General features: G+C 73.5%; 22 protein-coding genes and 1 pseudogene. 12 read left to right on the top strand and 11 right to left on the bottom strand.

All coding sequences use genetic code 11. The features are described from left to right. The first annotated feature begins 96 nt into the window (after nt 1-96). From ACFWM7_RS15345 to ACFWM7_RS15365, 5 genes and pseudogenes are all read left to right on the top strand, one after another. On the top strand, nt 97-1,140 hold the full coding sequence (locus ACFWM7_RS15345; protein WP_383260419.1) for a family 2 encapsulin nanocompartment cargo protein polyprenyl transferase: 1,044 nt from the start codon (nt 97-99) through the stop codon (nt 1,138-1,140). A gap of 87 nt (nt 1,141-1,227) precedes the next feature. After that, the gene (locus ACFWM7_RS15350) at nt 1,228-1,824 is read left to right on the top strand and encodes a GNAT family N-acetyltransferase (protein WP_383260421.1); all 597 of its coding nucleotides are present in this window, start codon (nt 1,228-1,230) and stop codon (nt 1,822-1,824) included. Between the two features lie 78 nt (nt 1,825-1,902). Further along, nucleotides 1,903-2,322, top strand: a pseudogene (locus ACFWM7_RS15355) (DUF6304 family protein); the annotation flags it as partial. Nucleotides 2,323-2,527: 205 nt separating this feature from the next. Continuing rightward, nucleotides 2,528-3,496 (top strand): DUF1648 domain-containing protein, encoded by a 969-nt coding sequence (locus ACFWM7_RS15360; protein ID WP_383260423.1) that lies wholly within the window; start codon nt 2,528-2,530, stop codon nt 3,494-3,496. A gap of 2 nt (nt 3,497-3,498) precedes the next feature. Continuing rightward, nucleotides 3,499-3,855 (top strand): GntR family transcriptional regulator, encoded by a 357-nt coding sequence (locus ACFWM7_RS15365; protein WP_205083433.1) that lies wholly within the window; start codon nt 3,499-3,501, stop codon nt 3,853-3,855. A 204-nt stretch (nt 3,856-4,059) separates the two neighbouring features. Here ACFWM7_RS15365 and snpA read toward each other — a convergent pair whose 3' ends face one another. Further along, on the bottom strand, nt 4,060-4,716 hold the full coding sequence (snpA, locus tag ACFWM7_RS15370) for a snapalysin (protein ID WP_383260425.1): 657 nt from the start codon (nt 4,714-4,716) through the stop codon (nt 4,060-4,062). A 315-nt stretch (nt 4,717-5,031) separates the two neighbouring features. On the opposite strand from snpA, the gene ACFWM7_RS15375 reads away from it, so the two are divergent. The 5 genes from ACFWM7_RS15375 (at nt 5,032) to ACFWM7_RS15395 (ending at nt 10,061) form a co-directional block, all read left to right on the top strand. Beyond that, complete coding sequence (locus ACFWM7_RS15375; protein ID WP_383260426.1) at nt 5,032-5,985, top strand: LysR family transcriptional regulator; 954 nt, start codon at nt 5,032-5,034, stop codon at nt 5,983-5,985. Nucleotides 5,986-6,168: 183 nt separating this feature from the next. Continuing rightward, on the top strand, nt 6,169-7,197 hold the full coding sequence (locus tag ACFWM7_RS15380; RefSeq protein ID WP_383260427.1) for an NAD-dependent epimerase/dehydratase family protein: 1,029 nt from the start codon (nt 6,169-6,171) through the stop codon (nt 7,195-7,197). 84 nt (nt 7,198-7,281) lie between these two features. Beyond that, nucleotides 7,282-8,748 (top strand): choice-of-anchor A family protein, encoded by a 1,467-nt coding sequence (locus ACFWM7_RS15385; RefSeq protein WP_383260429.1) that lies wholly within the window; start codon nt 7,282-7,284, stop codon nt 8,746-8,748. A 45-nt stretch (nt 8,749-8,793) separates the two neighbouring features. Further along, a complete protein-coding gene (locus tag ACFWM7_RS15390; protein WP_383260431.1) occupies nt 8,794-9,183 on the top strand; it encodes a DUF952 domain-containing protein in 390 nt (129 codons plus the stop codon). Then, nucleotides 9,180-10,061: an SDR family oxidoreductase gene (locus ACFWM7_RS15395; RefSeq protein WP_383260433.1), complete on the top strand. Its 882-nt coding sequence runs from the start codon at nt 9,180-9,182 to the stop codon at nt 10,059-10,061. The genes ACFWM7_RS15390 and ACFWM7_RS15395 overlap by 4 nt, the downstream gene beginning before the upstream one ends. Nucleotides 10,062-10,076: 15 nt before the next feature. Here the strand turns inward: ACFWM7_RS15395 and ACFWM7_RS15400 are convergent, their stop codons facing one another. The 8 genes from ACFWM7_RS15400 to ACFWM7_RS15435 all read right to left on the bottom strand — a co-directional run bounded on the left by ACFWM7_RS15400 (nt 10,077) and on the right by ACFWM7_RS15435 (nt 18,892). Further along, nucleotides 10,077-11,288 (bottom strand): DUF1266 domain-containing protein, encoded by a 1,212-nt coding sequence (locus ACFWM7_RS15400; RefSeq protein WP_383260466.1) that lies wholly within the window; start codon nt 11,286-11,288, stop codon nt 10,077-10,079. A 5-nt stretch (nt 11,289-11,293) separates the two neighbouring features. Continuing rightward, nucleotides 11,294-12,472: a DUF1266 domain-containing protein gene (locus ACFWM7_RS15405; RefSeq protein WP_383260435.1), complete on the bottom strand. Its 1,179-nt coding sequence runs from the start codon at nt 12,470-12,472 to the stop codon at nt 11,294-11,296. A gap of 43 nt (nt 12,473-12,515) precedes the next feature. Further along, nucleotides 12,516-13,190 (bottom strand): response regulator, encoded by a 675-nt coding sequence (locus ACFWM7_RS15410; RefSeq protein ID WP_383260437.1) that lies wholly within the window; start codon nt 13,188-13,190, stop codon nt 12,516-12,518. Continuing rightward, on the bottom strand, nt 13,187-14,521 hold the full coding sequence (locus ACFWM7_RS15415; protein ID WP_383260469.1) for a histidine kinase: 1,335 nt from the start codon (nt 14,519-14,521) through the stop codon (nt 13,187-13,189). Before ACFWM7_RS15415 ends, ACFWM7_RS15410 begins: the two co-directional genes overlap by 4 nt. Before the next feature lie 28 nt (nt 14,522-14,549). Then, complete coding sequence (locus ACFWM7_RS15420; RefSeq protein ID WP_383260439.1) at nt 14,550-15,722, bottom strand: acyltransferase; 1,173 nt, start codon at nt 15,720-15,722, stop codon at nt 14,550-14,552. After that, nucleotides 15,719-16,684 (bottom strand): alpha/beta hydrolase, encoded by a 966-nt coding sequence (locus ACFWM7_RS15425; protein WP_383260442.1) that lies wholly within the window; start codon nt 16,682-16,684, stop codon nt 15,719-15,721. Before ACFWM7_RS15425 ends, ACFWM7_RS15420 begins: the two co-directional genes overlap by 4 nt. 266 nt (nt 16,685-16,950) lie before the next feature. Further along, a complete protein-coding gene (locus tag ACFWM7_RS15430; protein WP_383260471.1) occupies nt 16,951-17,823 on the bottom strand; it encodes an alpha/beta fold hydrolase in 873 nt (290 codons plus the stop codon). A gap of 133 nt (nt 17,824-17,956) precedes the next feature. After that, a complete protein-coding gene (locus ACFWM7_RS15435) occupies nt 17,957-18,892 on the bottom strand; it encodes a helix-turn-helix domain-containing protein (RefSeq protein ID WP_383260444.1) in 936 nt (311 codons plus the stop codon). Nucleotides 18,893-19,026: 134 nt separating this feature from the next. On the opposite strand from ACFWM7_RS15435, the gene ACFWM7_RS15440 reads away from it, so the two are divergent. Further along, nucleotides 19,027-20,070 carry a saccharopine dehydrogenase family protein gene (locus ACFWM7_RS15440; RefSeq protein ID WP_383260446.1) on the top strand — a complete coding sequence of 348 codons (1,044 nt, stop codon included), beginning with the start codon at nt 19,027-19,029 and terminating at the stop codon, nt 20,068-20,070. Between the two features lie 459 nt (nt 20,071-20,529). On the opposite strand, the gene sodN is transcribed toward ACFWM7_RS15440, so the two are convergent. Then, complete coding sequence (sodN, locus tag ACFWM7_RS15445) at nt 20,530-20,925, bottom strand: superoxide dismutase, Ni (protein WP_015611295.1); 396 nt, start codon at nt 20,923-20,925, stop codon at nt 20,530-20,532. Between the two features lie 188 nt (nt 20,926-21,113). Here sodN and sodX point away from each other — a divergent pair, with 188 nt between their 5' ends. Further along, nucleotides 21,114-21,542: a nickel-type superoxide dismutase maturation protease gene (gene sodX, locus ACFWM7_RS15450; protein WP_383260476.1), complete on the top strand. Its 429-nt coding sequence runs from the start codon at nt 21,114-21,116 to the stop codon at nt 21,540-21,542. Here the strand turns inward: sodX and ACFWM7_RS15455 are convergent. Beyond that, nucleotides 21,455-22,075 carry an ABATE domain-containing protein gene (locus ACFWM7_RS15455; protein ID WP_205083420.1) on the bottom strand — a complete coding sequence of 207 codons (621 nt, stop codon included), beginning with the start codon at nt 22,073-22,075 and terminating at the stop codon, nt 21,455-21,457. The two genes, sodX and ACFWM7_RS15455, sit on opposite strands and share 88 nt — an antisense overlap. Nucleotides 22,076-22,154 lie beyond the last annotated feature (79 nt).

The raw sequence follows: 22,154 nt of genomic DNA on the forward strand, positions 1-22,154 counted from the left end.
CGCGCCCCCCCCCCCGCGGGGGGGGGGCGGGGGCCGCCGCCCCCCCCCCCCCCCGGGTCCGCACCCATCGCCTCGCCCCAGGGAGTGACCGTGACCATGACCAGTACGGACGCAGCGACGGAAGGGCACGAGGCCGCGGCGCTCCTGGAGCGCACCCGAGCCGTCGTCGACCCGCATCTGCGATCGGCCGTGGAGTCGCTGCCCGGCGGCATACGCCGGATCGCGATGTACCACTTCGGCTGGGAGAACGCCGACGGAACCCCGGCCGCCGGCCAGGCCGGCAAGGCCATCAGGCCGGCCCTCGTGCTGGCCGCCGCCCGCGCGCTGGGCGGCGATCCGGAACGCGCGGTCCGGGCCGCCGTCGCCGTCGAACTCGCCCACAACTTCACCCTGCTCCACGACGACGTCATCGACGAGGACACCACCCGCAGGCACCGGCCCACCGCCTGGGCGGTGTTCGGTGTCCCGGACGCCATCATCACCGGCGACGCCATGCTCGCCCTCGCCCAGCGCCTGTTGGCCGAGGACCCGCACCCGGCCGCGGCGCTCGCCGTCGCCCGCCTCTCCTCCTGCGTCATCGAGCTGTGCGCGGGCCAGCAGGCGGACTGCGCCTTCGAGGAGCGTGGCCCCGACGAGGTCACGCTCGACGAGTGCCTCGCCATGGCGACCGCCAAGACCGGCGCCCTCCTCGGCTGCGCCTGCGCGCTCGGGGCGCTCTACGCCGGGGCGGAGGACCGGGCGGTCCGCGCGATGGACGGGTTCGGGCGGGAGGCGGGGCTCTCCTTCCAGCTCATCGACGACCTGATCGGCATCTGGGGCGACCCGGACCGCACCGGCAAGCCCGTCGGGGCCGACCTGGCCGCCCACAAGAAGTCCCTGCCCGTGGTCGCCGCCCTCACCTCGGGCACCCCGGCCGCCGCCGAGCTCGCCGCGCTCTACCGGGGGCCCATGAACATCTCCGCCGAGGTGAGCAGGGCGGCCGACGCGGTGGACCGGGCCGGCGGGCGGGACTGGGCGCAGGTCTGCGCGGCCGACCGGATGGCCCGCGCGGTCCACCACCTCTCCCGCGCGGTCCCCGACCCGAGCGCGGCGGGCGATCTGCTGGCCCTGGCCGAATTCGTCACCCGCCGCACCAGCTGACCCACCTCGCGTTCCCGGCGCAGTCACCTCAACTCTAGTATTCCGGAGGTCGGTTGAAGGAAAGCAGCGGAGAGGCGGCAGCCGGTCATGGGCATACGGATCCAGCAGGCGGAGCAACGCGACCGGGAGCTGGTCGTCTCGGTCATGGAGGAGGCCTTCCACCACGACCCGGTCAGCAGCTGGGTGTTCCCCGACGAGGCGCACCGGCGCGCGGTGCACGGCAGGTTCCTCGGCGTCTTCGTCGACGTCGCCCTCGCCGAGGGCCGTATCGACATCGCCGAGGACGGGGCCGCGGTGGCCCTGTGGCTGCCGGTGCCCGCCGGGGCCCCCGAGGAGGAGGACCCCACGCCCGCCCTGATGCGGGCCACCGCCGACCCCGACAACGAGCGCTGCGAACTGGTGGGCCGGCTCACCGGGGCCGTTCACCCGCACGACCGCGCACACGCCTACCTGCTGATGATCGGCGTCTGCCCCGACCGCCAGGGAGAAGGCATCGGGGCGGAGCTGATCGGAGCGGAGCTGGAGCGCTGCGACCGGGAGGGCCTGCCGACGTATCTGGAGGCGAGCAGCGCCCGGAGCCGGACGCTGTACGAGCGGCTCGGCTTCCGCCTCCTCGGCCGTACGGTCGACCTGCCGGACGGCCCGCCGATGTACCCCATGTGGCGAGAACCGCAAGCTGGTTGAGGTCCCGGTGGCCACCGGTCGGCTCCCCGCGGAGGGCGGTACGGAAGCTGTCAGAGGCGGAGGCTACAGTCCCTGCTCATGACAGATGAGTCGTGGGCCGGCTGGTACCGGGACACCAAGGGTTCCGACGCCGCCGTTCTCACCACGGACGGACAGCGGATCCGGCTCCGGATCAGAGGGGCCGACTTCGAGGGCGAGAGCTTCGACGCCCTGAGGCCCGTCGCGGGCGCCCCGCCGGAGGACGGGACGTTCGGTCTCCGGGACGGCGCGCTCACCGACTGCGTACTGGAGTGGGACCGGCCGCTGCCCGTCCTCGTCGCGGGCACGCTCCGCCACGCCACACTCACGTGCCTGCTCTCACTGCGCCGGGCCGACCCGGATCTGCACCTCGCCCTCCACCTGGACGGTGCGCTGTACGAATCGGCCCGCGCCGAAAGCGACTTCGCCGCGGCCCTGGCCGCTGTCCAGCGGGCCCTTCCGGACGACGTCAGCCTCCAGGCCCGTGCCGCCCGGCCCGGAGCCACCTGACCCGAAGCCGTCCTGCCGCCACCGACATCCTCCCGTCAATTTCCCGTCAGCGACGAACCGCTCGCGTCCGCCCCGTACCGCACCCCGGTACGGGGCGGACGCGTATCGACCCGCTGCCTTCACCCGTTGCCTGTGCCGCGTTGTTCTACTAGCATGCGAACAACGGAGGTTTTCCATGACAAGCAAGAACCTTGGCCGCGTCACTCTCGCCGCCCTGCCCTTTGTGCTCGCACTCCTCATCGACCTCACTCTCTACGCCACCGTGGAGGACCGCCTGCCCGACCGGCTGGCCGTCCACTTCGACGCCGGCGGATCCGCCGACCAGTACATGAGCCTCACCGCCTATCTCCTCTGCACGGTCCCCTCGCTGCTCGTGCCCGGCGCGCTGTGGGCCCTCATCGCGGTCAGGGGCAAGCCCCACGGCCGTGCCCACCAGTGGTTGACCGGCGGGGGCTTCGCCGTGGCCGCGTTCCTCGGCTATCTGCTGATCTCCGTCCTGTTCGTCAACGTGGACGTCCCCGAAGGCGGTTCGGCCGACGGGTTCCCGCTCCGGCACGTCGCGGTGTCCATCGCGGCGGCCGCCCTCGCCGGAGCCCTCGGGGTGCTCCTGGCCCGGCTGGTCCCCCTGCCCGAGGACCCCCGCGACCTGGTCCACGCGACCCGGGAGCGGGTCGTGCTCGCCGATGGCGAGGTGGCCGCCTGGGGACGTGGCATCGGCGCCTGGTGGGCGCCCGTCGCCGTGCTCGTGCTGCTGGCGGCCGGTGTCACCGTAGGCCTGGAACAGAACTGGTTCATCGGGGCGCCGCTGATCGTGCCGGCCCTGGTGATCGGCACCTTCTGCCGCCCCCACGTCACCGTGGACCGGCGGGGCCTCACCGTCTCCGGTCTGCTGCCCCGGCCCCGGGTGCGGGTACCGCTGGAGCGGATGGAGGCCGCGGACAGCCGTAGCGTCAACGCCCTCGCGGAGTACGGCGGATGGGGCTATCGCATCCGCCCCGAGCGTAGCGGCGTCATCACCCGCTCGGGCGAGGCCATCGTCATCAGCCTGACGAGCGGCCGCGAGTTCGCCGTCACCGTCGGGGACTCGGCCACCGGGGCGGCCCTGCTCAACACGCTGCTCGACCGGCAGCGGGCGGGGCGCTGACCATGCTCTTCCGGGTCGATCCGACCTCCACCGTGCCGCTCGGGGACCAGATCGCCGCCTCGGTCCGGCGCGCGGTCGCCGAGGGCGCGGTGGCCCCGGGCGAGCGGCTGCCCGCCGCCCGGGCGCTCGCCGAATCCCTCGGCGTGAACGTCCACACCGTGTTGCGCGGCTACCAGCGGCTGCGCGAGGAAGGGCTCATCGAACTGCGCCGGGGCCGGGGCGCGGCGATCACCGCGGGAGCCTCGCCGCAGCGGGCCCGGCTGCTGGAGCGGGTCCGGGAAGCGGTCGCGGACGCCCGGGACCTGGGCATGACCGAGGACGAACTGCTGGCTCTCGTCCGCAGCGAACTCGACGCCTGACAGGGGGAGGCGTCGGGCATCGCGCAGAGGACCGTTCCGCGTGCGGAACGGTCCTCTGTCGTGTGGGGGGTGCCGGCCGGCCCCGGGACACGGGACCGGCCGGACGAGCGCGACGACGCCGGGGACGTATCGACGCCCGGGGGCGCGATGGCGTCAGGGACGTGACGGCGTCAGGGACGTGACGGCGTCAGGAGTGCGACGGCGTCAGGAAGTGGAACGGGCGAGCGAGGCCAGGCCGTTCTGCCACAGCTGATTCACGCGCGCCCGCTCGTTGGCGTCCGGCTGGGCGTTGGTGCAGGACGGGCCGGGGCCGCCGCCGGACATCAACTCGCTGCACGGGCCGGAGTAGTTGTCCGGCAGGCCGAGCACGTGCCCGGTCTCGTGCGTGGTGACGCGGGTGGAGTCGTACTGCTGGTTCTGGGCGTAGTCCAGGAAGATGTAGCCGCGGCCGTGCCCGTCGGTGCTGGCGTAGGAGCCGCGCGGGTCGTTGCCCTCGCGGTACGTGAAGTCCGCGCCGGAGCCTTCCTGGAGCTGGACGTTGGAGACGGAGCTGTTCCAGATCTGCGTGCTGTTGGCTATCTGGCCGCGGAAGGACGGCGCGCCCGACGCGTCGTAGGTGACCGTGACGGCCTTGATGCCCGGGTTGGCGGCGCGCTTCTCGGCGACGGACTTCATGACCGCGTCGAGGAAGGCGCGGTTGGCGGCGGCGTTCTCGCCCGAGCCGTTGTACGCGGCGATGGTGGTGGAGGCGGAGGGGGCGGCAGGGGCCGGAGCGGCGGCGACGACGGGTGCGGTGCCCAGCGCGGCGACGAGGCCGAGCCCGGCGGCGGCGGTGGCGACGGCGGTCCTGAGGTGTCTCATGGGGGGATTTCTCCTACCTGTCCGATCGAACCCGCGCCGTGGGGGTGCCCGTTGAACGGACAAGGCGTGGGGCGGTACGGGGAAGAGTGTGGTGCAGCGCACAGTCGCCGGGGATGATGCCGAACGGCGATAGCGCTGCCCTATCGCCACCCCGTCCCGCTCTTCCCGCACGTCAGCCGCTCATCGTCATGCCATGCGCACGTCATGTGCACGGCATCGCCACAGTCGTCCGAGCCCAACACTCACTGAATTGACGCTGTTTGGTGGGGTTGCGACGTCTGGTGCGCGGCGGACGGCGGTCATAGTCTCCGCTGCATGGAGCTGGAGGTGAGGCACCTCAGGGCGCTGTGCGCCATCGCCGACGCGGGCAGCCTGCATCAGGCGGCCCGGCGCCTCGGCGTGAGCCAGCCCTCCCTGACCACCCAGCTCCGACGGATCGAGAACGTACTCGGCGCCGAACTGTTCCGCCGCGAACGCACCGGCTGCCGGCCGACACCCCTGGGCCGGGCCGTCCTCAGCCGCGCCCGCCCCCTCGTCGACGGCATGAGCGCCCTGGTCGCCGAGGCGCTGGCGGAGGCCGAGGCGGCCCGGCCCCGCGGCTCCCGGCTGCGCATCGGCTCCACCGCGAGCCGGGTCATCGGCGGCTGGCTGCGCCGGCTGCGGGTCGCCCTGCCCGGCACCGACATCTCCCTGCGCGTCGACGTCTCCGCCCACGCGCTGCTGCGCTCGGTCGAGGCGGGCCGCCTGGACGTCGCCTTCGTGCACGAGGTGGAGGGCAGCCCGCTCGCCGTGCCGGAAGGCCTGGAGCAGCGCGTACTCGTGGACCGGGAGCCGCAGTTCATCTCGCTCTCACGCGACCACCCGGCCGCCCGCCGCAGGGTGGTGGAGCTCGGCGACCTGGCAGGCGACCCGTGGATGGTCGACCCGACGGTGGACGGCGAGTGGGACGGGGTGCGCCGGGTGCTCGGCGCCGCCGGACTGAACCCGCCGGTCCTGCACGGTGACTACCTCACCGCCGCCTCCCTCGTCGTGCTCGGCGAGGCCGTCGCCCCCTGCCAGCCGACGTCGGGCCCGCGCGACGACATGGTGATCCGCCCGCTGCTGGGCGACCCGCTCGCGGTCCGCCTCCTCCTGGTCTCCCGGCCCGGCACGGACATCGAGGTGGTCTACGCGCAGTTGGAGGACGCCTATCGGGACGCGGCGCGACGGGCGAGCGGTTACCACGAATGGCTGCTGCGCCACCGCTCCCCGCTGGCCTGCGCGCCCTGATCCTCCACCGTTACGCCCGCGCCGGGGAGTTCGCGGTCACGCCCGCGCCGGGGAGTTCGCGGTCACGCCCGCGCCGGGGAGTTCGCGCCGGCCCGGGGCGCTCGGTCCGCGCGGGAGGGTTCCCCGTTCTGCTGACAGCGTGGCCGTGTTCCTCCACCGCCTTCCGGTGGGCAGAGTCGTCCCATGAGGCTTCTGATGCTGGGCGGTACGGAGTTCGTCGGACGGGCCGTCATCGACGCGGCGCTGGAGCGGGGCTGGGACGTCACGGTGTTCCACCGCGGGCGCCACGCGCCCCCGCCCGGTGTGAGCGCGCTGACCGGGGACCGGACCACGGGGGCGCGGGGACTCGCGGCACTGGCGGAGAACGGGCGGGGGTGGGACCTGGTCGTCGACACCTGGAGCGGCGCCCCGGCCGCCGTCCGGGACGCCGCCCGCCTGTTGTCCGGCCGCGCCGGGCACTACACCTACGTCTCCAGCCGCTCGGTGTACGCCTACCCGGCCGCGGCCGGACTCGACGAGGACGGCCCGCTGGTGGTCGGCGCCTCGCCCGACGACGGCGGGGACGTGCCGTACGACCGGGCCAAGCGCGGCGGTGAGCTGGCCGCCCTCGACGCCTTCGGGGACCGGGCCCTGCTGGCGAGGGCCGGGCTGATCATCGGCCCCGGGGAGAACATCGGCCGGCTGCCCTGGTGGCTCTCGCGGATCGCCAGGGGCGGGCCGGTGATCGCCCCCGGCCCGCCGGACGCGGAGCTCCAGTACATCGACGCCCGGGACCTGGCGGAGTGGATCCTGCACGCGGCGGCGGACGGGCTGCACGGTGCGTACAACACCGTCAGCCGCCCTGGCCACGCGACCATGGGCGAGCTGCTGGAGGCCTGCGTGCGGGCCACCGGGTCCGACGCCGAGCTGTGCTGGACCGACCCGGAAGTCCTGCTGGCCGCCGGGGCCGAGCCCTGGAGCGACCTGCCGATCTGGCTGCCGCCGGGCGAGCTGCATGACACCCTGCACCGGGGCGACCACACCAAGGCGTACGCGGCGGGGCTGCGGTGCCGCCCGGTCGGGGAGACCGTCGCCGACACCTGGGCCTGGCTGTGCGCACTGGGCGGTGCGGCGCCTCAGCGGCCCGACCGCCCGGCCGTCGGCCTCGACCCCGAGCTGGAGGCGAAGCTGCTGGCTCTCCGACGCGCCGGATCGCTGCGCGTGCCGAGGTGAGGAACCCCCCATAGGCCTACACACGAGATCAAGAGCGGCGTGTCATACAAAATGACTAAGTGATAACCATGCATATTGCGCGGCATGGAACAGAAGGCGCGCAGGCGCGGCAACGCAATTCGGGCAGCGGTGACAGTGGCCACGGCCGCGGCGATGGTGGGCGTCCTGGCCCCGGCCGCGGGTGCCGATCCGTTGCCGGGCGGACTGGGGCCCTGCCTCGGCAGCTCCTGCCCGCCAAGCTGGAACGACCCCAACAACGGCCCGGTCGTCGGCTTCGACAGCAATATCAACGTCTACGTCGGCGGGGACTTCCTGGTCCGGGAGGCGGCGGCCGAGGCGGAGGGGAAGGTCGTCACGCTCGGCCGGTTCGACATGGACAAGCGGGACGGGGCCTCGCAGGTCTACAACGTCGGCATCGCCGGCGTCGGTTCGCGGGTGCCGCCGCCGGACGGCTCCGACTATCTGACGACGGGCGGGGACGTCACCATCGCCGACGGCGAGCGCCTCCTCGCCGAGGAGGGTGAGCACTCCGGCCGCGTCGCGTACGCCGGCGCTCTCACGGGCACGGTGAACCCGACCACCGCCCCGCGCTTCGACGAGGACGCGGCCGCCCCGTACACACAACTGCGCCCGCAGCTCACCGAGGCCAGCCGGTGCTACGCGTACGAGGGCGACGAGCACCGGGCGGCCACGGGCACCTGGCAGCAGGCCGGCGACATCATCACGTTCACCGGCGACGGCACCTCCGCGATCCAGATCCTCGACGTGGACGCGGACCTGGAGTCGGAGACGGGCGGCAACACGGGGTTCGTGTTCAACGGCGTCCCCGAGGGCGCGACCGTCCTGGTCAACGTGTACGGCAGCACCCGCAGCGTCGCCACGTTCATGGGCTCGTTCCCCAACGAGGGCCTCCGCGAGAACCTCCTGTGGAACTTCCCGGACGCCACTGACCTGTCGCTGACGGGCCCGGCCCAGTTCGAGGGCAGCATCCTGGTCGGCCAGCCGGCCAGCAGCACCGTGCTGAGCATGAGCGGTACCAACGGCCGCTTCTACACGGCGGGTTCGCTCACCCACACCTCGGCGGGCCAGTCGGGCGGCCAGGAGATCCACGCGTACCCCTTCGACGGCGACCTGCCGACCTGTGCGCCAAACCCGACGCCGACCCCGACGGATCCGACGCCGACGCCCACGGACCCGACGCCCACGCCCACCGACCCCACACCGACGCCCACGGATCCCACGGCCACCCCCACGGACCCCACGCCGCCCCCCACCGAGCCGACCCCCACGCCCACGGATCCCACGGCCACCCCCACGGAGCCGACGCCCACCCCCACCGACCCCACCCCGACCCCCACCGACCCGACGCCGGCGCCGAGCCCCACCCGGCACACGCCGCAGCCCACACACTCGCCGAGCCACCCGGGTGGGCTGCCCGACACCGGATCCCGGGGCGGTGAATGGATCATCGGGTCCATCGCGGCAGCGCTGGTGGCCGCCGGCGGTACGGTCCTCGTGGTCACGCGCAGGGCTCGTCGCCGTACCTTCTAGCAGGCACGAAGCAGCGCCCCCGGCGGGGACCGTTAGCGTGGTCCGATGACCGAACCGCCGAGTGAACCGCTGCTGCACCTCGCCGAAGCACCTCTGTGGGAAGCGGCCCGCCGGACAGGGACGTACGAGATGTCCACCCGCGGCCGCACCCTCCACGAGGAGGGCTTCATCCACCTCTCGCTGCCCCACCAACTCCCTGGTGTGGCCCGGATGCTGTACGGGGACGGGAACGGCGAAGGGGCCGGCGGCCAGGGCCTCGTGGTCCTGGTCGTCGCTCCCTCCCGCCTCACCGACCCCGTACGGTACGAGGCGATGAAGCCCGGCGGCGAGGAGTTCCCGCACCTGTACGGACCGCTCCCCGTGAGCGCGGTCGTCGAGGTGCGGCCCCTTGACGACTGGTTCCACGACCGACGAGAGGAAGACGAACCCCAGTGATCGGCCCCCTCACCGCGGTGACCGGAGCGAGCGGAGCGGTCGGCGGCCGGGTCGCCCGACGGCTGGCCCGGACCGGCGCCCCCGTACGGCTCCTCGGCCGCGACCCCGCCCGGCTGCCCGATGTACCCGGCGCCGACCACGCGCCCGCCGCCCCCTACGGCGACGGCGAGGCCATGCGCCGGGCCCTCGACGGAGCCCACACCCTGTTCCTGGTCTCCGCGCACGAAAGCCCCCACCGGGTCCGGGAGCACACCACCGCGATCGACGCCGCCGTGGCGGTGGGGGTGGAGCGGATCGTGTACGTGTCCTTCCAAGGGGCCGCGCCCGACGCCACGTTCACCTTCGCCCGCGACCACTGGGACACCGAGGCCCACATCCGTACGGCCGAGATCCGCCACACCTTCCTGCGGGACAACTGGTACCTCGCGGGGCTGCCCGCGATGACCGGGACCGACGGCGTCCTGCGCGGACCCGGCGGCGACGGGCGGGTGGCGGCCGTCGCCCACGAGGACATCGCCGACGCGGCGGCGGCCGTGCTGCTGGACGAGGGCACCGACCACGACGACCGGGTCTACGACCTCACCGGACCCGAGGCGCTCACCCTCGCCGAGGCGGCCGAAGAGCTGAGCCGCGTCACCGGACGGCCCGTCGTCTACGCCCCCGAGACCCGCGAGGAGGCCTACGCCTCCCGGGCCGGCTACGGGGCCGAGGACTGGGAGGTGGCCGGCTGGGTCACCTCGTACGAGGCCATCGCCGAGGGGGAGTTGGCCGCCGTGTCCGACGCGGTGCCCACCCTCACCGGGCGCCCGGCGCAGAGCTTCGCCGAGTTCCTGGTGGAGAACCCGGCCAGCTACCGCCATCTGCTGCCCGGCGGCTGACCGGGAGACCCCGCCTCACCGCCACGGGATGTGCTTCCACGGACTGCCCTCGCTCTCCGTCAGCAGACGGTGGGCGAGGACGTTCTGTTCGTAGAACGGCCCGTACTCCTCCTCGTCGAACCGCAGCACCCGCCCCAGCGCGTACCCCGCCGAGAACTCCTCCCAGGAGCGGTGGGCCGACTTGCTCAGCGCCCCGGCGTACACGATCGCCGCCTCCGCGTCGGCCGGTCCGCAGAACCGGGCCGACAGCCCCCAGCGCGCCAGGTTCACCGCCCGCCCGTAGTCGTACGCGACCGTCGTACGCACCCGGCCGTCCGGCGGCAGCAGCCCGTCCGCGCGGAACCGGGCCTCGTAGCGCATGACCCGGCGCACCAGATGCTCGATGCCCTTCACCGTGTCCGCGTCCGCCCCCAGGTCCTGGGCGTGACCGGCCGCCGTCTCCCGCCACAGATCGGCCGAGGGCAGCTCGCCGAGCCCCGCAGCCAGCTGCTCCCGGGTGCGCAGCACGAAGTCCGGCTCAGGCGGGCTGTTGCTCGCGTCGAGCAGGAAGTCCAGCTGCCTGCGCCACCCCTCGTGGTCGGTGATGCCCCAGGAGTCGCGGAGCTGCTCGCGCTCATCGACGTACTCGCGGTAGACCGTGCCGATCTCGTTCCACGGCACGGCGTTCCCGATCGCCAGATGCACCCCGCACGCCAGTCCGTACGCCAGCGGCCCGTGCAGCGCGCCGTGCCGCAACGCGACGAGGCGGTTCCCGGACGCCCGGTCGTTCTCCGCGTAGGCCCGCTGCCACAGCGCCAGGTCCGGCGGGGCGGCGGGCAGCAGCAACTGGCCCGGTGTTCCCACGTTCACGCCCAGCCACACCTGCGGATCGGACCAGCCGAACTCGGCGACCCACCGCAGCGTCACCCCGCGGAAGACCCAGTCCGGGTGCCACGCGGGCAGCATGCCCCGGGTGAGGAGCGGCCGGCAGACGAAGCCCGCCGGGTCGACGTGCCGCCGCCAGATCACGGTGTCCGGGTCGGCGTCCACCTCGGCGCGCGGGGCCGGGATGTACAGCTCGGTCCCGGCCAGCGCGGCCAGTTGGCCCCTTCCATCGCCGCGCAGGGCGGCCTCGTGGAGGAGCTGTTCGGTCTCGGACGGCGGGATCCAGGGGGCGGGGGCCCGGGGCGCGGACGCGGGCGCGCCGGGGGCCGGGGGAGCGGCATGCGGGTTCTGGTTCGGGTTCATGAGGTTCATGACCAGGGGAGGTTCCGGTAGGGGCTGGTGGGGTCCTGGGTCAGGGTGCGGTGCTCGCCGAGCGACTGCCGGTACGTGGCCTCCGCCGACTCCGGGCCGTCGTCCTCCGCGCGGTGGACGAGCCGGGCCATGAGGTAGCCGAGGGAGAAGTCCGGCCAGGAGGAGTAGGCGCTCCGGGCGAGTTCGCCGAGGCGCAGGACGTCCTGCTCGGCCTCGTACGGATCGGTGTACCGGGCGCCGAGCGCGAGCCGTACGACGTTGACCGCCCGGCCGAGGTCGAACGCGGCCAGGGTGTCGACGCGACCGTCCGGGGCGAGCGCGCCGTCGGCCCGGAGCCGGTCCTCGTACAGGGCGATGCGGCGCAACGACCGTTCGGCCAGCGCCCGGTCGTCGGCGTCGCGCGCGGTGAACGCCCGGCCCACCGCCTCGGACCACTCCTCGCGCGTCGGGGTACGCCCCAGCCGGGCGGCCAGGGTGTGCCGGGTGCGCAGGACGGCTTCCTGGACGCGCCCGACCAGCTGGTTCCTCATCAGCGACGCGAGGCGGTCGCGGTACTCGGCGCGGTGCTGGATGCCCCACGGACTGCGCAACCGGGCGCGGTCCGTCGCGTAGCTCTCATAGGCGGCGCCGAGCCGGTTCCAGATCAGGCCGTTGGCGACGGCCAGGTGAGCGCCGAGCGCCAGCCCGTGGGCGAGCGGACCGTGCAGGGGCCCGCCGCTGTCGGTGAGCAGCACCCCCTGCTCGGGCACGCCGAGGCGTTCGGCGGCCTTCAGCCAGGCCTTGAGGCGCCCGGGCCTGGCGTCGACCATCGCCGCGTACGGGGTGCCGTGGTTCACCGCGAGCCGGCGCACGTCGTACGGCCAGATCCGGGCCAGCTCGCCGAGGCCCACCTCGCGAAAGACCCACTCGGGGTGCCAGGGCGGCAGCATTCCCTGGGTCAGGACCGGGACGCAGGTCCGCCGGGTGGCCTCGTCGCGGACGGTGGGCAGCGGGGCCGTCCAGCCGGGGATGTCCGCGTGCAACCGGGCGACGAGCACGTACAGCCGGGTCCGTGCGAGCAGCTCCACCACCGCGTCGGCGCTCCCGCCCGCGACCGCCGCGGACAGCGCGCGCTCGATCTCCGTGGGCGCCACCGCTCCACCGCTCACTGTTGTCGCCCAGCTCCCCGTCGTCACGGAGCTGATCCTACGAAACGGGCCCTGCGCGCGGCCCGGGTGGTCAGAGGCCCGCCGGACGCACCAGCCCCGACTCGTACGCGTACACCGCCGCCTGGGTGCGGTCGCGGACGCCCAACTTGACCAGAATCCGGCCCACATGGGTCTTCACCGTCTGCTCGGCGACGATCAGCTCCCGGGCTATCTCGGCGTTCGACAGGCCGCCCGCGATCAGCGTCAGCACCTCCGTCTCGCGCTCGGTCAGGTCCCCGATCCGTGCCTTGAGCGGTGCGCGCGGGGCTCCGGCCGTCCGGGAGAACTCCACGATCAGCCGCTTGGTGATGTTGGGCGAGAGCAGTGCGTCGCCCGCCGCCACCACCCGTACGGCATGGGCGAGTTCATCGGCGGACGCGTCCTTCAGCAGGAAGCCGGACGCGCCCGCGCGCAGCGCCTCGTACACGTACTCGTCGAGGTCGAAGGTGGTGAGCACGAGCACCTTCACCGTCGAGCCCTCGGGGGAGGTGATCCGCCGGGTCGCCTCGATGCCGCCCAGCTCGGGCATCCGGATGTCCATCAGCACGACGTCCGGGGCGAGTTCGGCGACTTTGTCGATCGCGTCGAGCCCGTTCACGGCCTGCCCGACGACCTCGATGTCCGGCTCGGCGTTGAGCAGGAACGTGATGCCCTGGCGGACCATCATCTGGTCGTCGGCGATCACAGCACGGATGGGCGGGGTCATGGGGTGTCCTCGGTCGTCTTGGTCGTTTCGGTCGCTTCGGTGCTGGTGGGCAGGATCGCGGTGACTTCCCAGCCGCCGTCGGGCGTGGGTCCGGTGGCCAGCTCGCCACCGAGCATTGCCGTTCGCTCGCGCATGCCGAGCAGACCGTGGCGTACGCCGGGGGAGGGGGCGGCCGGGCGCTCCGGCGGGGAGTTGACGACCCGGACGGTCAGCCCGGTGGGCCGGTGGCCGATCACCACCTCGGCGCTCGCCCCGGGCGCGTGGCGCATTACGTTGCTCAGGGCTTCCTGCACGATGCGGTACGCGGACAGCTCGACGCCCGGTGGGAGGGGGCGGGGTTCGCCGGTGGTGCGGAGGGCGACGGCGAGACCGGTCGAGCGCACGGTGGTGACCAGCCCGCCGAGGCCGTCGAGGCCGGGCTGCGGGGTGTGCCGGGTGTCGTCGCCCCGGGCGGGGGCGCCCTCCGAGCGCAGGACGCCCAGCACGCGGCGGAGCTCGGCGAGGGCTTCGAGCGCGTTCTCGCGGATGCCGGTCAGATTCTCCCGCAGCTCCTCGGTGGGGTGCTCCACCAGATGCGGGGCGACCTGCGCCTGGATGGAGATCACCGACATGTGATGGGCGACCACGTCGTGCAACTCCCGTGCGATCCGGTTGCGTTCCTCCAGCAGCGTGCGCCGGGCCCGCTCCTCGGCGGTCAACTCGGCCTGGACGACGAGGTCCTTACGGGCCAGGCGCAGGCTGCGGAGTGCGGCGCCGAGGACCAGGGCGACGACGAACACCGGGGCGGAGCGGTCCAGGTCGAGGTTGTGCCGCTGCGTCTGGTGCACCGTGAGGGCCAGGCCCGCCAGCAGCGTGAGGGCCAGCGCCCCCGCCGAGCGGCGCAGCGGGACGCGCAACGCCAGCAGGAACAGCGCCCCGCCCTGGAACACCATCCCCATGACGCTCCAGGGGAACAGCCGGTCCGGGCTCAAGGCGGACTCGGTGGCCAGGACCGTCGTCACCGACAGCGCGGTCGCCGCCCACCACGCCCCCACCGGACGGATCATCCCGGCCAGCAGCACCACCGACTGTGCCAGGGCGGCCAGCACGGCCCACCCGCTGACTCCCGTGACCGGGTCGGTGCTCAACTCGTACGCACGAGGTACGGCGAAGAAGGTGGCCGCGAACACCAGCAGCACCAGGAACACCGGCCGCCACACCGGGGCGTCCGGCTCGCCCATGCGCGGCACCCGGTCGGCGGGCGCCGCCCACAGGTCCTCGTACAGGGCGCGCGGCGCACGGCGCACCGCCGCCCGCAGACGCACCGCCCTCGATGTCGTCACGGTCCCCACCGCCCCCTCGGCTCGACCAGCCCACAGACTAGGCACGACGCGCCCGTCCCTTCCGCGCGGGGGCGGATTCCCGTACGACGAGGGAGCCCCCGCCGGTACGCCGTCCGCCCTGTTCGTAACCCCGGAACGCCGCCCAGCACCCCAGCAGCGCCAGCGCGAACAGCGGCAGCCAGAGCAGCCGGGCGAGCACCCAGCCGGCGTCGTCGGGCACGGTGTGCAGCCCCGGCAACGGGCCGTCCTCGAACAGCAGCGCGCTCATCGTCACGACGATCATCGCGGTCTGGTGCCAGAGGAACACGGTCATCGCCGCCAGGTTCACCACCGCGACCACCGCCCAGGCGGCGGGCCTGCGCAGCGCCCGGCGCAGCGGTCCGAGCAGCAGCAGCGCCGCCCCGCACTGGGCCAGGCCGAAGGCGACGGCGGCCAGGCTCGGCGGGTCCAGGTTGGAGATCCGGCCCCCTGGAACACCGACCATGGAGGCCGGATAGCCGGCCCACAGCACGAGAGCGAAGGCCCCCGCCGCCCCGCCGAGCAGCAGCGCCCAGCGGCTCGCCCGGCCGCGCAGCCCGCCCCGGGCCACCAGCGCCCCCAGGCAGTACGGCACCAGCCACCCCGCGACCACGTTGACCCACCCCAGCTCGCGCGGACCGTCCAGCCCCAGGCGCACGAGATCGACGTGCAGCACCACCACGAGCGGCCACAGCGGGTGCAGCCGCGCCACCAGCGGCGTCAGCGCGGTCAGCGCGGCGAAGACCAGCAGGAACCACAGCGGCGACCAGACCAGCTTCACCAGCGCCCGCACCGTCGCCTCGCCCACCCCGGCCACCAGCATCGCGGCCGCCGCGAGCGCCCACACCACCAGCACCGCCACCACCGGCCGGAACAGCCGCGCCAGCCGGCCGCCCACCCACTGCCCGTACGGCACGCCCCGCTTCCGCGCCGAGGCCCAACTCCGGGCCGCCACCATTCCGCCCACCAGGAAAAACACCGCGAGGGTCTGGAACACCCAGGAGACGGCGGTGAACTGCGGCATGGACGACAGCGGGCTCGCGCCGCGCACCGTGCCGCTGTCGGTGACCAGCGCGGTCACCAGCCAGTGCCCGCCCACCACGCCCAGGATCGCCAGGGCTCGCAGGGCGTCCACGGCCCGGTCGCGGGCGGGCGGGGTGGCGGCCTCGATCCGCGCGACGAGCCCGGTCATCGCGAGGCCCCCAGCGGCTCGGCACCGGCCACGATCCGGGCCAGGTTCGTCAGCGAACGCGAACCGCGCAGCAGATAGTCGCTGTGGCCGCCGTCGCCCGCGTCGAACACCTCGGCCCCGAACTCCTCCGCCACCGGATCGGTCCCGAACCCCACCGTGGCGACGAACGGCACGCGCACCCGGACGTGGGGCACCCGGGCGATCCAGTCCCCGCCGCCGCGCCCCGCCCACACCCGCGCACCGGTACGGAGCGCGGCGGCGTCGTCGCTGCCGACCCCGGGGCTGCCGTAGAGGACGAGGGCGTCGGCGGAGGTCCCCGGCGCGGACCGGGCGCAGATCACGGAACCGTACGAGTGGCAGAGCAGGCTGATCCGGGCGGCGGGCCGCACCGCGCGCAGCCCGTCCACCAGGGTGCGCAGCCCGGGCGCGGCCCCGTCGGCCCGCCCGCTGGTCAGGGCGGCCGGGCTGACGGTGGCGGGCGTGCGGTAACCGAGCCAGGCGACGACGGCCCCGCCCTCGCCCAACTCCCCCTGCAAGGCGGTCGCGTCGCGCCGGAGCCGCCAGTACGCGTCCAGGCCGACACCGGCTCCCGGCACCAGGACCGCGATCCGCCGAGCCGAGGACAGCTCGCCCACGACCTCCACGCTCCGGCCGCCGTCCCGCCCGTCGAAGGACAGGAACTGCCGCCCCGGCGCGGCCATCGCCCGCAGCGAGGCCACCCGCTTGAGGTCCCCGTGCCCCGCCGCCATCCGCCCGGCCGCCCGGATGCCCTGCCGGCTCACCGCGTACCGCTTCTCCAGGGCTCCGGGAGCCGCATCCCGCAACTGCCCCAGCGCGGTCGGCGCGGGGGCGGGCACGGCGGCGGGCCGGGCAGCTCCGGACACCGGCACGGCCACCGCGAAGGTGACCAGGGCGGCGAGCAGGGCGCGGCGCGTACGACGTCTGCGAGGGCGGTCCGCCATGGGGTGAGGTCCTTCCGTACCAGGGGGCGTTGCGTGTCTCCGGTACAGAAGTTATGGACGGGGCGCGGTAGTCGGCGTCCCGCTCAGGAGCGCACGTGCGGGGTGGCTCTCAGGTATGACGCGGGGTACGCGGCCCGGCGTCAGCGCCGAGTGGTGTCACGGCCTCAGCTCCCGGCGGTACGTCCCGGGGGCGCGGCCCGGCGTCAGCGCCGAGTGGTGTCACGGCCTCAGCTCCCGGCGGTACGTCCCGGGGGCGCGGCCCGGCGTCAGCTCCGGCCCGTGTGCTCCAGGATCGCGGCGGCCAGCGGGGCGTGCACCTCGCGGGGCAGGGCGTGGCCCATGCCGGGGATCTCGACGAGCCGCGCACCACGGATGACCTGGGCGAGGTGCTCGGCGTGCGGGGCCGGCGCGACCGGTTCGGCGGGGGCCGAGGTGATCAGCGTGGGCACCTCGGTGGCGGCGAGCTGCTCGGTGCGCTCCATGCCGGAATAGTCGGCACGGGCGTGCGCGGTGCCGGTGTGGTGGTGCCCGGTGTGGACGATGATCCGCCGCTCCAGCTCACGGGCGTACGCGGCGTCGAACGGGATCAGTCCGCCGCCGAGCACCCGCCAGTGCTCGACCCGCCGCTCCAACTCCGCCTCCGGGCCCAGGTCCTCGACGGGCCGCGACCACAACTCCCTCAACTCCGCCGATACGCCGGGCAGTTCCTCCGGCGGGATCCGGCGGCCGTCCGGCGCGACGTACGGCACGGAGCTGAGCGCGCTCGTCCCGATGACGGTGGCGCTGAGCAGTCGCTCGGGATGGTCGGCGACGAGCAACTGCGTGAGCATCCCGCCCATCGACATCCCCACCACATGCGCCCGCCTCACCTCGAACGCGTCCAGCACGGCGACGGCGTCCTCGGCCAACGCGGTGAGCGGATAGGGCTGTTCGTCGAAGGAGGCGGTGGAGCGGCCGGTGTCCCGATGGTCGTACCGGATCACCCGGTGGCGTGCGGCCAGCAGCGCCACCAACTCATCGGGCCACCCGAGCCCGGACGCCTGTGCGCCCATGATCAGGAGCAGGGCGGGGGCGTCGGGGGAGCCGTGATCCTCTGCCCAGAGGCGCACGCCGGGGGAGGCATCGACGAAGCGTTCCATGGTGAACCTCGCTGTTCTGCGTCCTGCGGTCACATCTAGACGATACGTATCGTCTTGCTTAGTTCGTGCAGAGTAGCTCATCGTCGGCCCCGGGGCCAGTGGTGACGGTGAGGCCGTGGATCCGGTGGGCGCCTCAGGGGCGGAAGGTGCGGCGGTAGGTGTCGGGCGGGACGCCGACGCTGCGCTGGAAGTGGCGGCGCAACGTGGTGGCCGTGCCCATGCCGGCCGCCGCGGCGATGGCGTCCACTCCGGCGTCGGTCGTCTCCAGCAACTCCTGCGCGTGGCGGATGCGTTGGGCGTGCAGCCACTGCAGGGGAGTGGTGCCGGTCAGGTGCTTGAAGTGGCGGGCGAGGTGGCGTGAGCTCATCCGGGCCCGGCGGGCCAGGTCCTCCACGGTGAGCGGCTGGTCCAGCCGCTCCAGCACCCAGGGGAAGAGCTCGCTCAGGGGGTGGCCGCCCGGCGCGGGGACGGGGGTGGCGATGAACTGGGCCTGCCCGCCGTCGCGGTGCGGCGGGACGACCAGGCGTCGGGCGATCCTGTTGGCGACCGCCGAGCCGTGGTCGAGCCGGACCAGGTGCAGGCACAGGTCCATGGCGGCCGCCTTGCCCGCGGACGTGAGCACATCGCCGTTGTCGACGTAGAGGACGTCCGGGTCAACGGTGGTTGCCGGGTGGCGGCGGGCCAGCTCCCGGGTGTGGCCCCAGTGGGTGGTGGCGTGCCTGCCGTCGAGCAGCCCCGCCGCACCCAGGACGAAGGCGCCCGTGCACAGGGACGCCACCCGCGCGCCCGCCGCGTGGGCCGCGCGCACCGCCTCGACCAGCTCGGCGGGCGGTTCGCGGTCGGTGTCGGCCCAGCCGGGGACGATCACCGTGTCGGCACGCGCGAGGTGGTCGAGCCCGTGGTCCGGTTCCAGGCGGAAGCGGTCGACCCGCACCGGGCCGCTTCCGCAGAGGGAGAAGTCGTACCAGGGGTCCACGATGTGGGCCAGGTCGGCCCCGAAGACCTCGACGGCCACGGAGAGTTCGTAGTGGAGGATGCCGTCGGCGACGGCCAGGGCGACAGTGGGCACGTCCGAAACTGTATGCGGTATGTCGTTTCCGACGCTCGTGCGGGGCGCGGCCCACGACCAGGATGAGAGGTGTCAAGCCCCGGCGGACCGACACCGCGGCGGGCGTTCGAGCAGTCAGAGGTCAGGGGAGTCCCATGGGGTCAGGTCAGCCGGTGGCGGTGTTCGGGGCGTACGGTCACACGGGCCGGTTCGTGGCGGCGGAGCTGGCCGCACGCGGGTACGTCCCCGTGCCGTCCGGCCGCAACGCGCACGCCCTGGAAGAGCTGGCCCTCGGACGTGGCTGGAAGTCCAGGGTGGCGTCGGTCGACGACCCGGCCTCGCTGGACCGGGCCCTGGCGGGCACGGTGGCGGTCATCAACTGCGCCGGTCCCTTCGCCTCGACCACCGGCCCCGTGATCGAGGCCGCGCTCCGCGCGGAGATCCCCTATCTGGACGTGGCCGCCGAGCTGGAGGCCAATCTCGACACCTTCGGCCACTACCGCGAGCGGGCCCGGGAGGACGGGGCGGTGATCGTCCCGGCCATGGCCTTCTTCGGCGGCCTCGGCGATCTGCTGGTCACGGCGGCGATGGGCGACTGGACCGAGGCCGACGAGGCCCACATCGCGTACGCGCTCAGCAGCTGGCACCCCACCGCCGGAACCCGGCTCTCGGGTGCGGTCTCCCGCGAGCGGCGCGGCGACCACCGCCTCCGCTACCGGGGCGGGCGGTGGGAGCGCCGCACCGATGCCGCGCCCGGCCTGGAGTGGACGTTCCCGGAACCGGTGGGCCGCCAGCCGGTGATCGGGGAGTTCACGATGGCGGACGTCGTCACGGTCCCCCAGCACCTCGCGATCCCCGACGTGACCACGTACATGAGCGCCGAGGCCGCCCGGGACGTCGTCTCACCCGACACGCAGGCCCCCACCGCCGCCGACGGGAGCGGCCGCTCGGACCAGACCTTCCTCGTCGACGCCGTCGTCCGCTCCGGCGACACCGAACGCCGGGCCACCGCGAGCGGCCAGGACATCTACGCCGTCACCGCCCCTCTGGTCGCCGAGGCCCTCGACCGCGTCCTGACCGGCCGCACCAGGTCGCTCGGCGTCGTGCCCGCCGGCGAGATCTTCGACGCCCCCGATTTCCTGCGCGCACTGGAGCCGCACATCGCTCTCGACCTGCACCCGGGGAGGGGCGACGCCTGAACCTCGCCCGCCCGCCCACCACTTGTGCCGGCGGCCGCAGGTGTCATGCCTTCACGCCCGAGAGGGCGGTGCGTGACAAGGACGGGCGACGGCGCTGCCTTGATCGACGAAATCCTACTCATCCAGCCTGATCCGGACGTGGGTCTGCAGCCGGGACATCTGATAGAAGCCGCGTTGTGGGCGTATCGGGTGTCAACGGCCGACGCCGCCTGAATGCTCCTGGTCGCGATGTCACCTGACCACCCTGCGCCGCCGCCCGCTCGCCGAACGCGCGGCGGCCTGAGCGATCGACTGAGGGACCGAACCCGGGTGATCCGGCCCCACAAGCCCTGGTGCCCCGGCGCGAACGACCGCACCCGGCCCGCCATGGACGCCGTTGGTGGCGGCCTGCGGACCGGGTGCGGGACAGCTGAAGCGGCACGACCCGCGAAACCGCAGGTCGGAACGCTTAGATGCGGATCAAGCCTTCTTGGTCTCCCAGAAGATCCGGTCGACCTCGGCGATCAGGTCCAGGGCCTTCTGACCCGTCTTCGGGTCGTTCGAGCCCTTGGCCGCAGAGAGCGCCTTCAGGGTGTCGTTGATCAGCTGGTGCAGCTCCGGGTACTTCTCGAAGTGCGGGGGCTTGAAGTAGTCGCTCCAGAGCACCGACACGTGGTGCTTCGCGAGCTCGGCGCGCTGCTCCTTGATCAGGATGGCGCGGGTGCGGAAGTCCGCGTCCTCATTGGCCTGGTACTTCTCCTGGACGGCCTTGACCGACTCGGCCTCGATGCGGGCCTGGGCCGGGTCGTACACGCCGCAGGGCAGGTCGCAGTGGGCGCTGACCTTCACCTTGGGGGCAAACAGGCGGGAAAGCATGGAGCTGTCCTCCTCGTGATCGTCTTCTCAGGTGGGACATTACTCCGTGGAGCGCCGCTTTCCGTGGCTGCCCCAGGGGCTTAGGTCAAAAGTCCGGGGTGAGAATCGGGCCGTCGGCCGAATGTACGGAGCCGTCCACGGGGCGATGTACTGACGATGTGCTGGAGGAGGAGCGGAAGGTGCCCAAGATGCCGGAGCGGCGACAGGTGTCCGGAGGCGGGCGGGTGACGCGGCGTTTGTTGCAGGTGGTGGAGGTGACGGGGCCCTCCATGGTGCCCACGCTCTACCACGGCGATCTGTTGCTCGTGCAGTACGGGGCGCCCGTGCGCCCCGGTGACGTGGTCATCCTGCGGCACCCCTTCCAGCAGGACCTGCTGGTGGTCAAACGGGCCACCGAACGGCGGCCCGGCGGCTGGTGGGTGCGCGGCGACAACACCTTCGCGGGCGGGGACAGCACGGATTACGGGACCGTGCCGGAGGAACTCGTGCTCGCCCGGGTGCGGGCCCGCTACCGGCCCCTGGCGAAAGGTCAGCGGTCGGTGACGGCGGTGCTGGGCTGGGCGGTCTCCGCGCTGCGGCCGGTGCGCTCGGCCTCCTCGCGCTTGCGGGCCCGGTAGGCGGCCACGTTCGCCCGGGTCGCGCAGCGGTCCGAGCAGTAGCGCCGGGAGCGGTTCGTGGAGGTGTCCAGGTAGGCGTTGCGGCACGGCGCCGCCTCGCACAGGCCGAGGCGGTCCACGCCGTGCTCGGTGAGGTGGAAGGCCAGTCCCATCGCCGCGATGGCCGCGTACCCCGCGGTCGCGTTCGACGGATGGTCGGCCAGGTGCATGTGCCAGTCCGGCCTGCCGTCCTCGTCCCGTACGTCGTGCCCCGAGATCTGCGGGCTCACCGGGAACTCCAGCAGCAGCGAGTTCAGCAGGTCGACCGCGAGCGTCTCGTCACCCCCGTCCGCCGCCTCGAAGACCGCGCGCAGCCGAGCCCGTACGGAACGGAACCGGGTCACGTCCGCGTCCGTCGTCCGCCGCGCCGCCTGCTGATTCGCGCCGAACAGCTCCCGGACCGCCTCGACGGAGGTGAGCGTGTCCTTGTTGCGGGCCGGCTCCTCGGTGTTGACCAGGCGCACGGCGTAGTCCGAGTAATAGGCCAGTTCCACTTGTAGTCCTTACGGCGTCGGTCTAGAGTCGGGGCATCGGCCAGTGTAATGGTCGACTGTCGTGAACGGGCATTACGTG

The organism is Streptomyces sp. NPDC058375, from assembly GCF_042723425.1.
Classification (GTDB): domain Bacteria; phylum Actinomycetota; class Actinomycetes; order Streptomycetales; family Streptomycetaceae; genus Streptomyces; species Streptomyces durocortorensis.

Excerpts from the sequence above, each read along its gene's own strand:
- sodN (WP_015611295.1), bottom strand. The coding sequence starts at position 20,925 with ATGCTTTCCCGCCTGTTTGCCCCCAAGGTGAAGGTCAGCGCCCACTGC.
- ACFWM7_RS15425 (WP_383260442.1), bottom strand. The coding sequence starts at position 16,684 with ATGGCGGACCGCCCTCGCAGACGTCGTACGCGCCGCGCCCTGCTCGCC.
- ACFWM7_RS15380 (WP_383260427.1), top strand. The coding sequence starts at position 6,169 with ATGAGGCTTCTGATGCTGGGCGGTACGGAGTTCGTCGGACGGGCCGTC.
- ACFWM7_RS15420 (WP_383260439.1), bottom strand. The coding sequence starts at position 15,722 with ATGACCGGGCTCGTCGCGCGGATCGAGGCCGCCACCCCGCCCGCCCGC.
- sodX (WP_383260476.1), top strand. The coding sequence starts at position 21,114 with ATGCCGGAGCGGCGACAGGTGTCCGGAGGCGGGCGGGTGACGCGGCGT.
- ACFWM7_RS15430 (WP_383260471.1), bottom strand. The coding sequence starts at position 17,823 with ATGGAACGCTTCGTCGATGCCTCCCCCGGCGTGCGCCTCTGGGCAGAG.
- ACFWM7_RS15345 (WP_383260419.1), top strand. The coding sequence starts at position 97 with ATGACCAGTACGGACGCAGCGACGGAAGGGCACGAGGCCGCGGCGCTC.
- ACFWM7_RS15410 (WP_383260437.1), bottom strand. The coding sequence starts at position 13,190 with ATGACCCCGCCCATCCGTGCTGTGATCGCCGACGACCAGATGATGGTC.
- ACFWM7_RS15440 (WP_383260446.1), top strand. The coding sequence starts at position 19,027 with ATGGGGTCAGGTCAGCCGGTGGCGGTGTTCGGGGCGTACGGTCACACG.
- ACFWM7_RS15375 (WP_383260426.1), top strand. The coding sequence starts at position 5,032 with ATGGAGCTGGAGGTGAGGCACCTCAGGGCGCTGTGCGCCATCGCCGAC.
- ACFWM7_RS15400 (WP_383260466.1), bottom strand. The coding sequence starts at position 11,288 with ATGAACCCGAACCAGAACCCGCATGCCGCTCCCCCGGCCCCCGGCGCG.
- ACFWM7_RS15385 (WP_383260429.1), top strand. The coding sequence starts at position 7,282 with ATGGAACAGAAGGCGCGCAGGCGCGGCAACGCAATTCGGGCAGCGGTG.
- ACFWM7_RS15390 (WP_383260431.1), top strand. The coding sequence starts at position 8,794 with ATGACCGAACCGCCGAGTGAACCGCTGCTGCACCTCGCCGAAGCACCT.
- snpA (WP_383260425.1), bottom strand. The coding sequence starts at position 4,716 with ATGAGACACCTCAGGACCGCCGTCGCCACCGCCGCCGCCGGGCTCGGC.
- ACFWM7_RS15365 (WP_205083433.1), top strand. The coding sequence starts at position 3,499 with ATGCTCTTCCGGGTCGATCCGACCTCCACCGTGCCGCTCGGGGACCAG.
- ACFWM7_RS15360 (WP_383260423.1), top strand. The coding sequence starts at position 2,528 with ATGACAAGCAAGAACCTTGGCCGCGTCACTCTCGCCGCCCTGCCCTTT.
- ACFWM7_RS15350 (WP_383260421.1), top strand. The coding sequence starts at position 1,228 with ATGGGCATACGGATCCAGCAGGCGGAGCAACGCGACCGGGAGCTGGTC.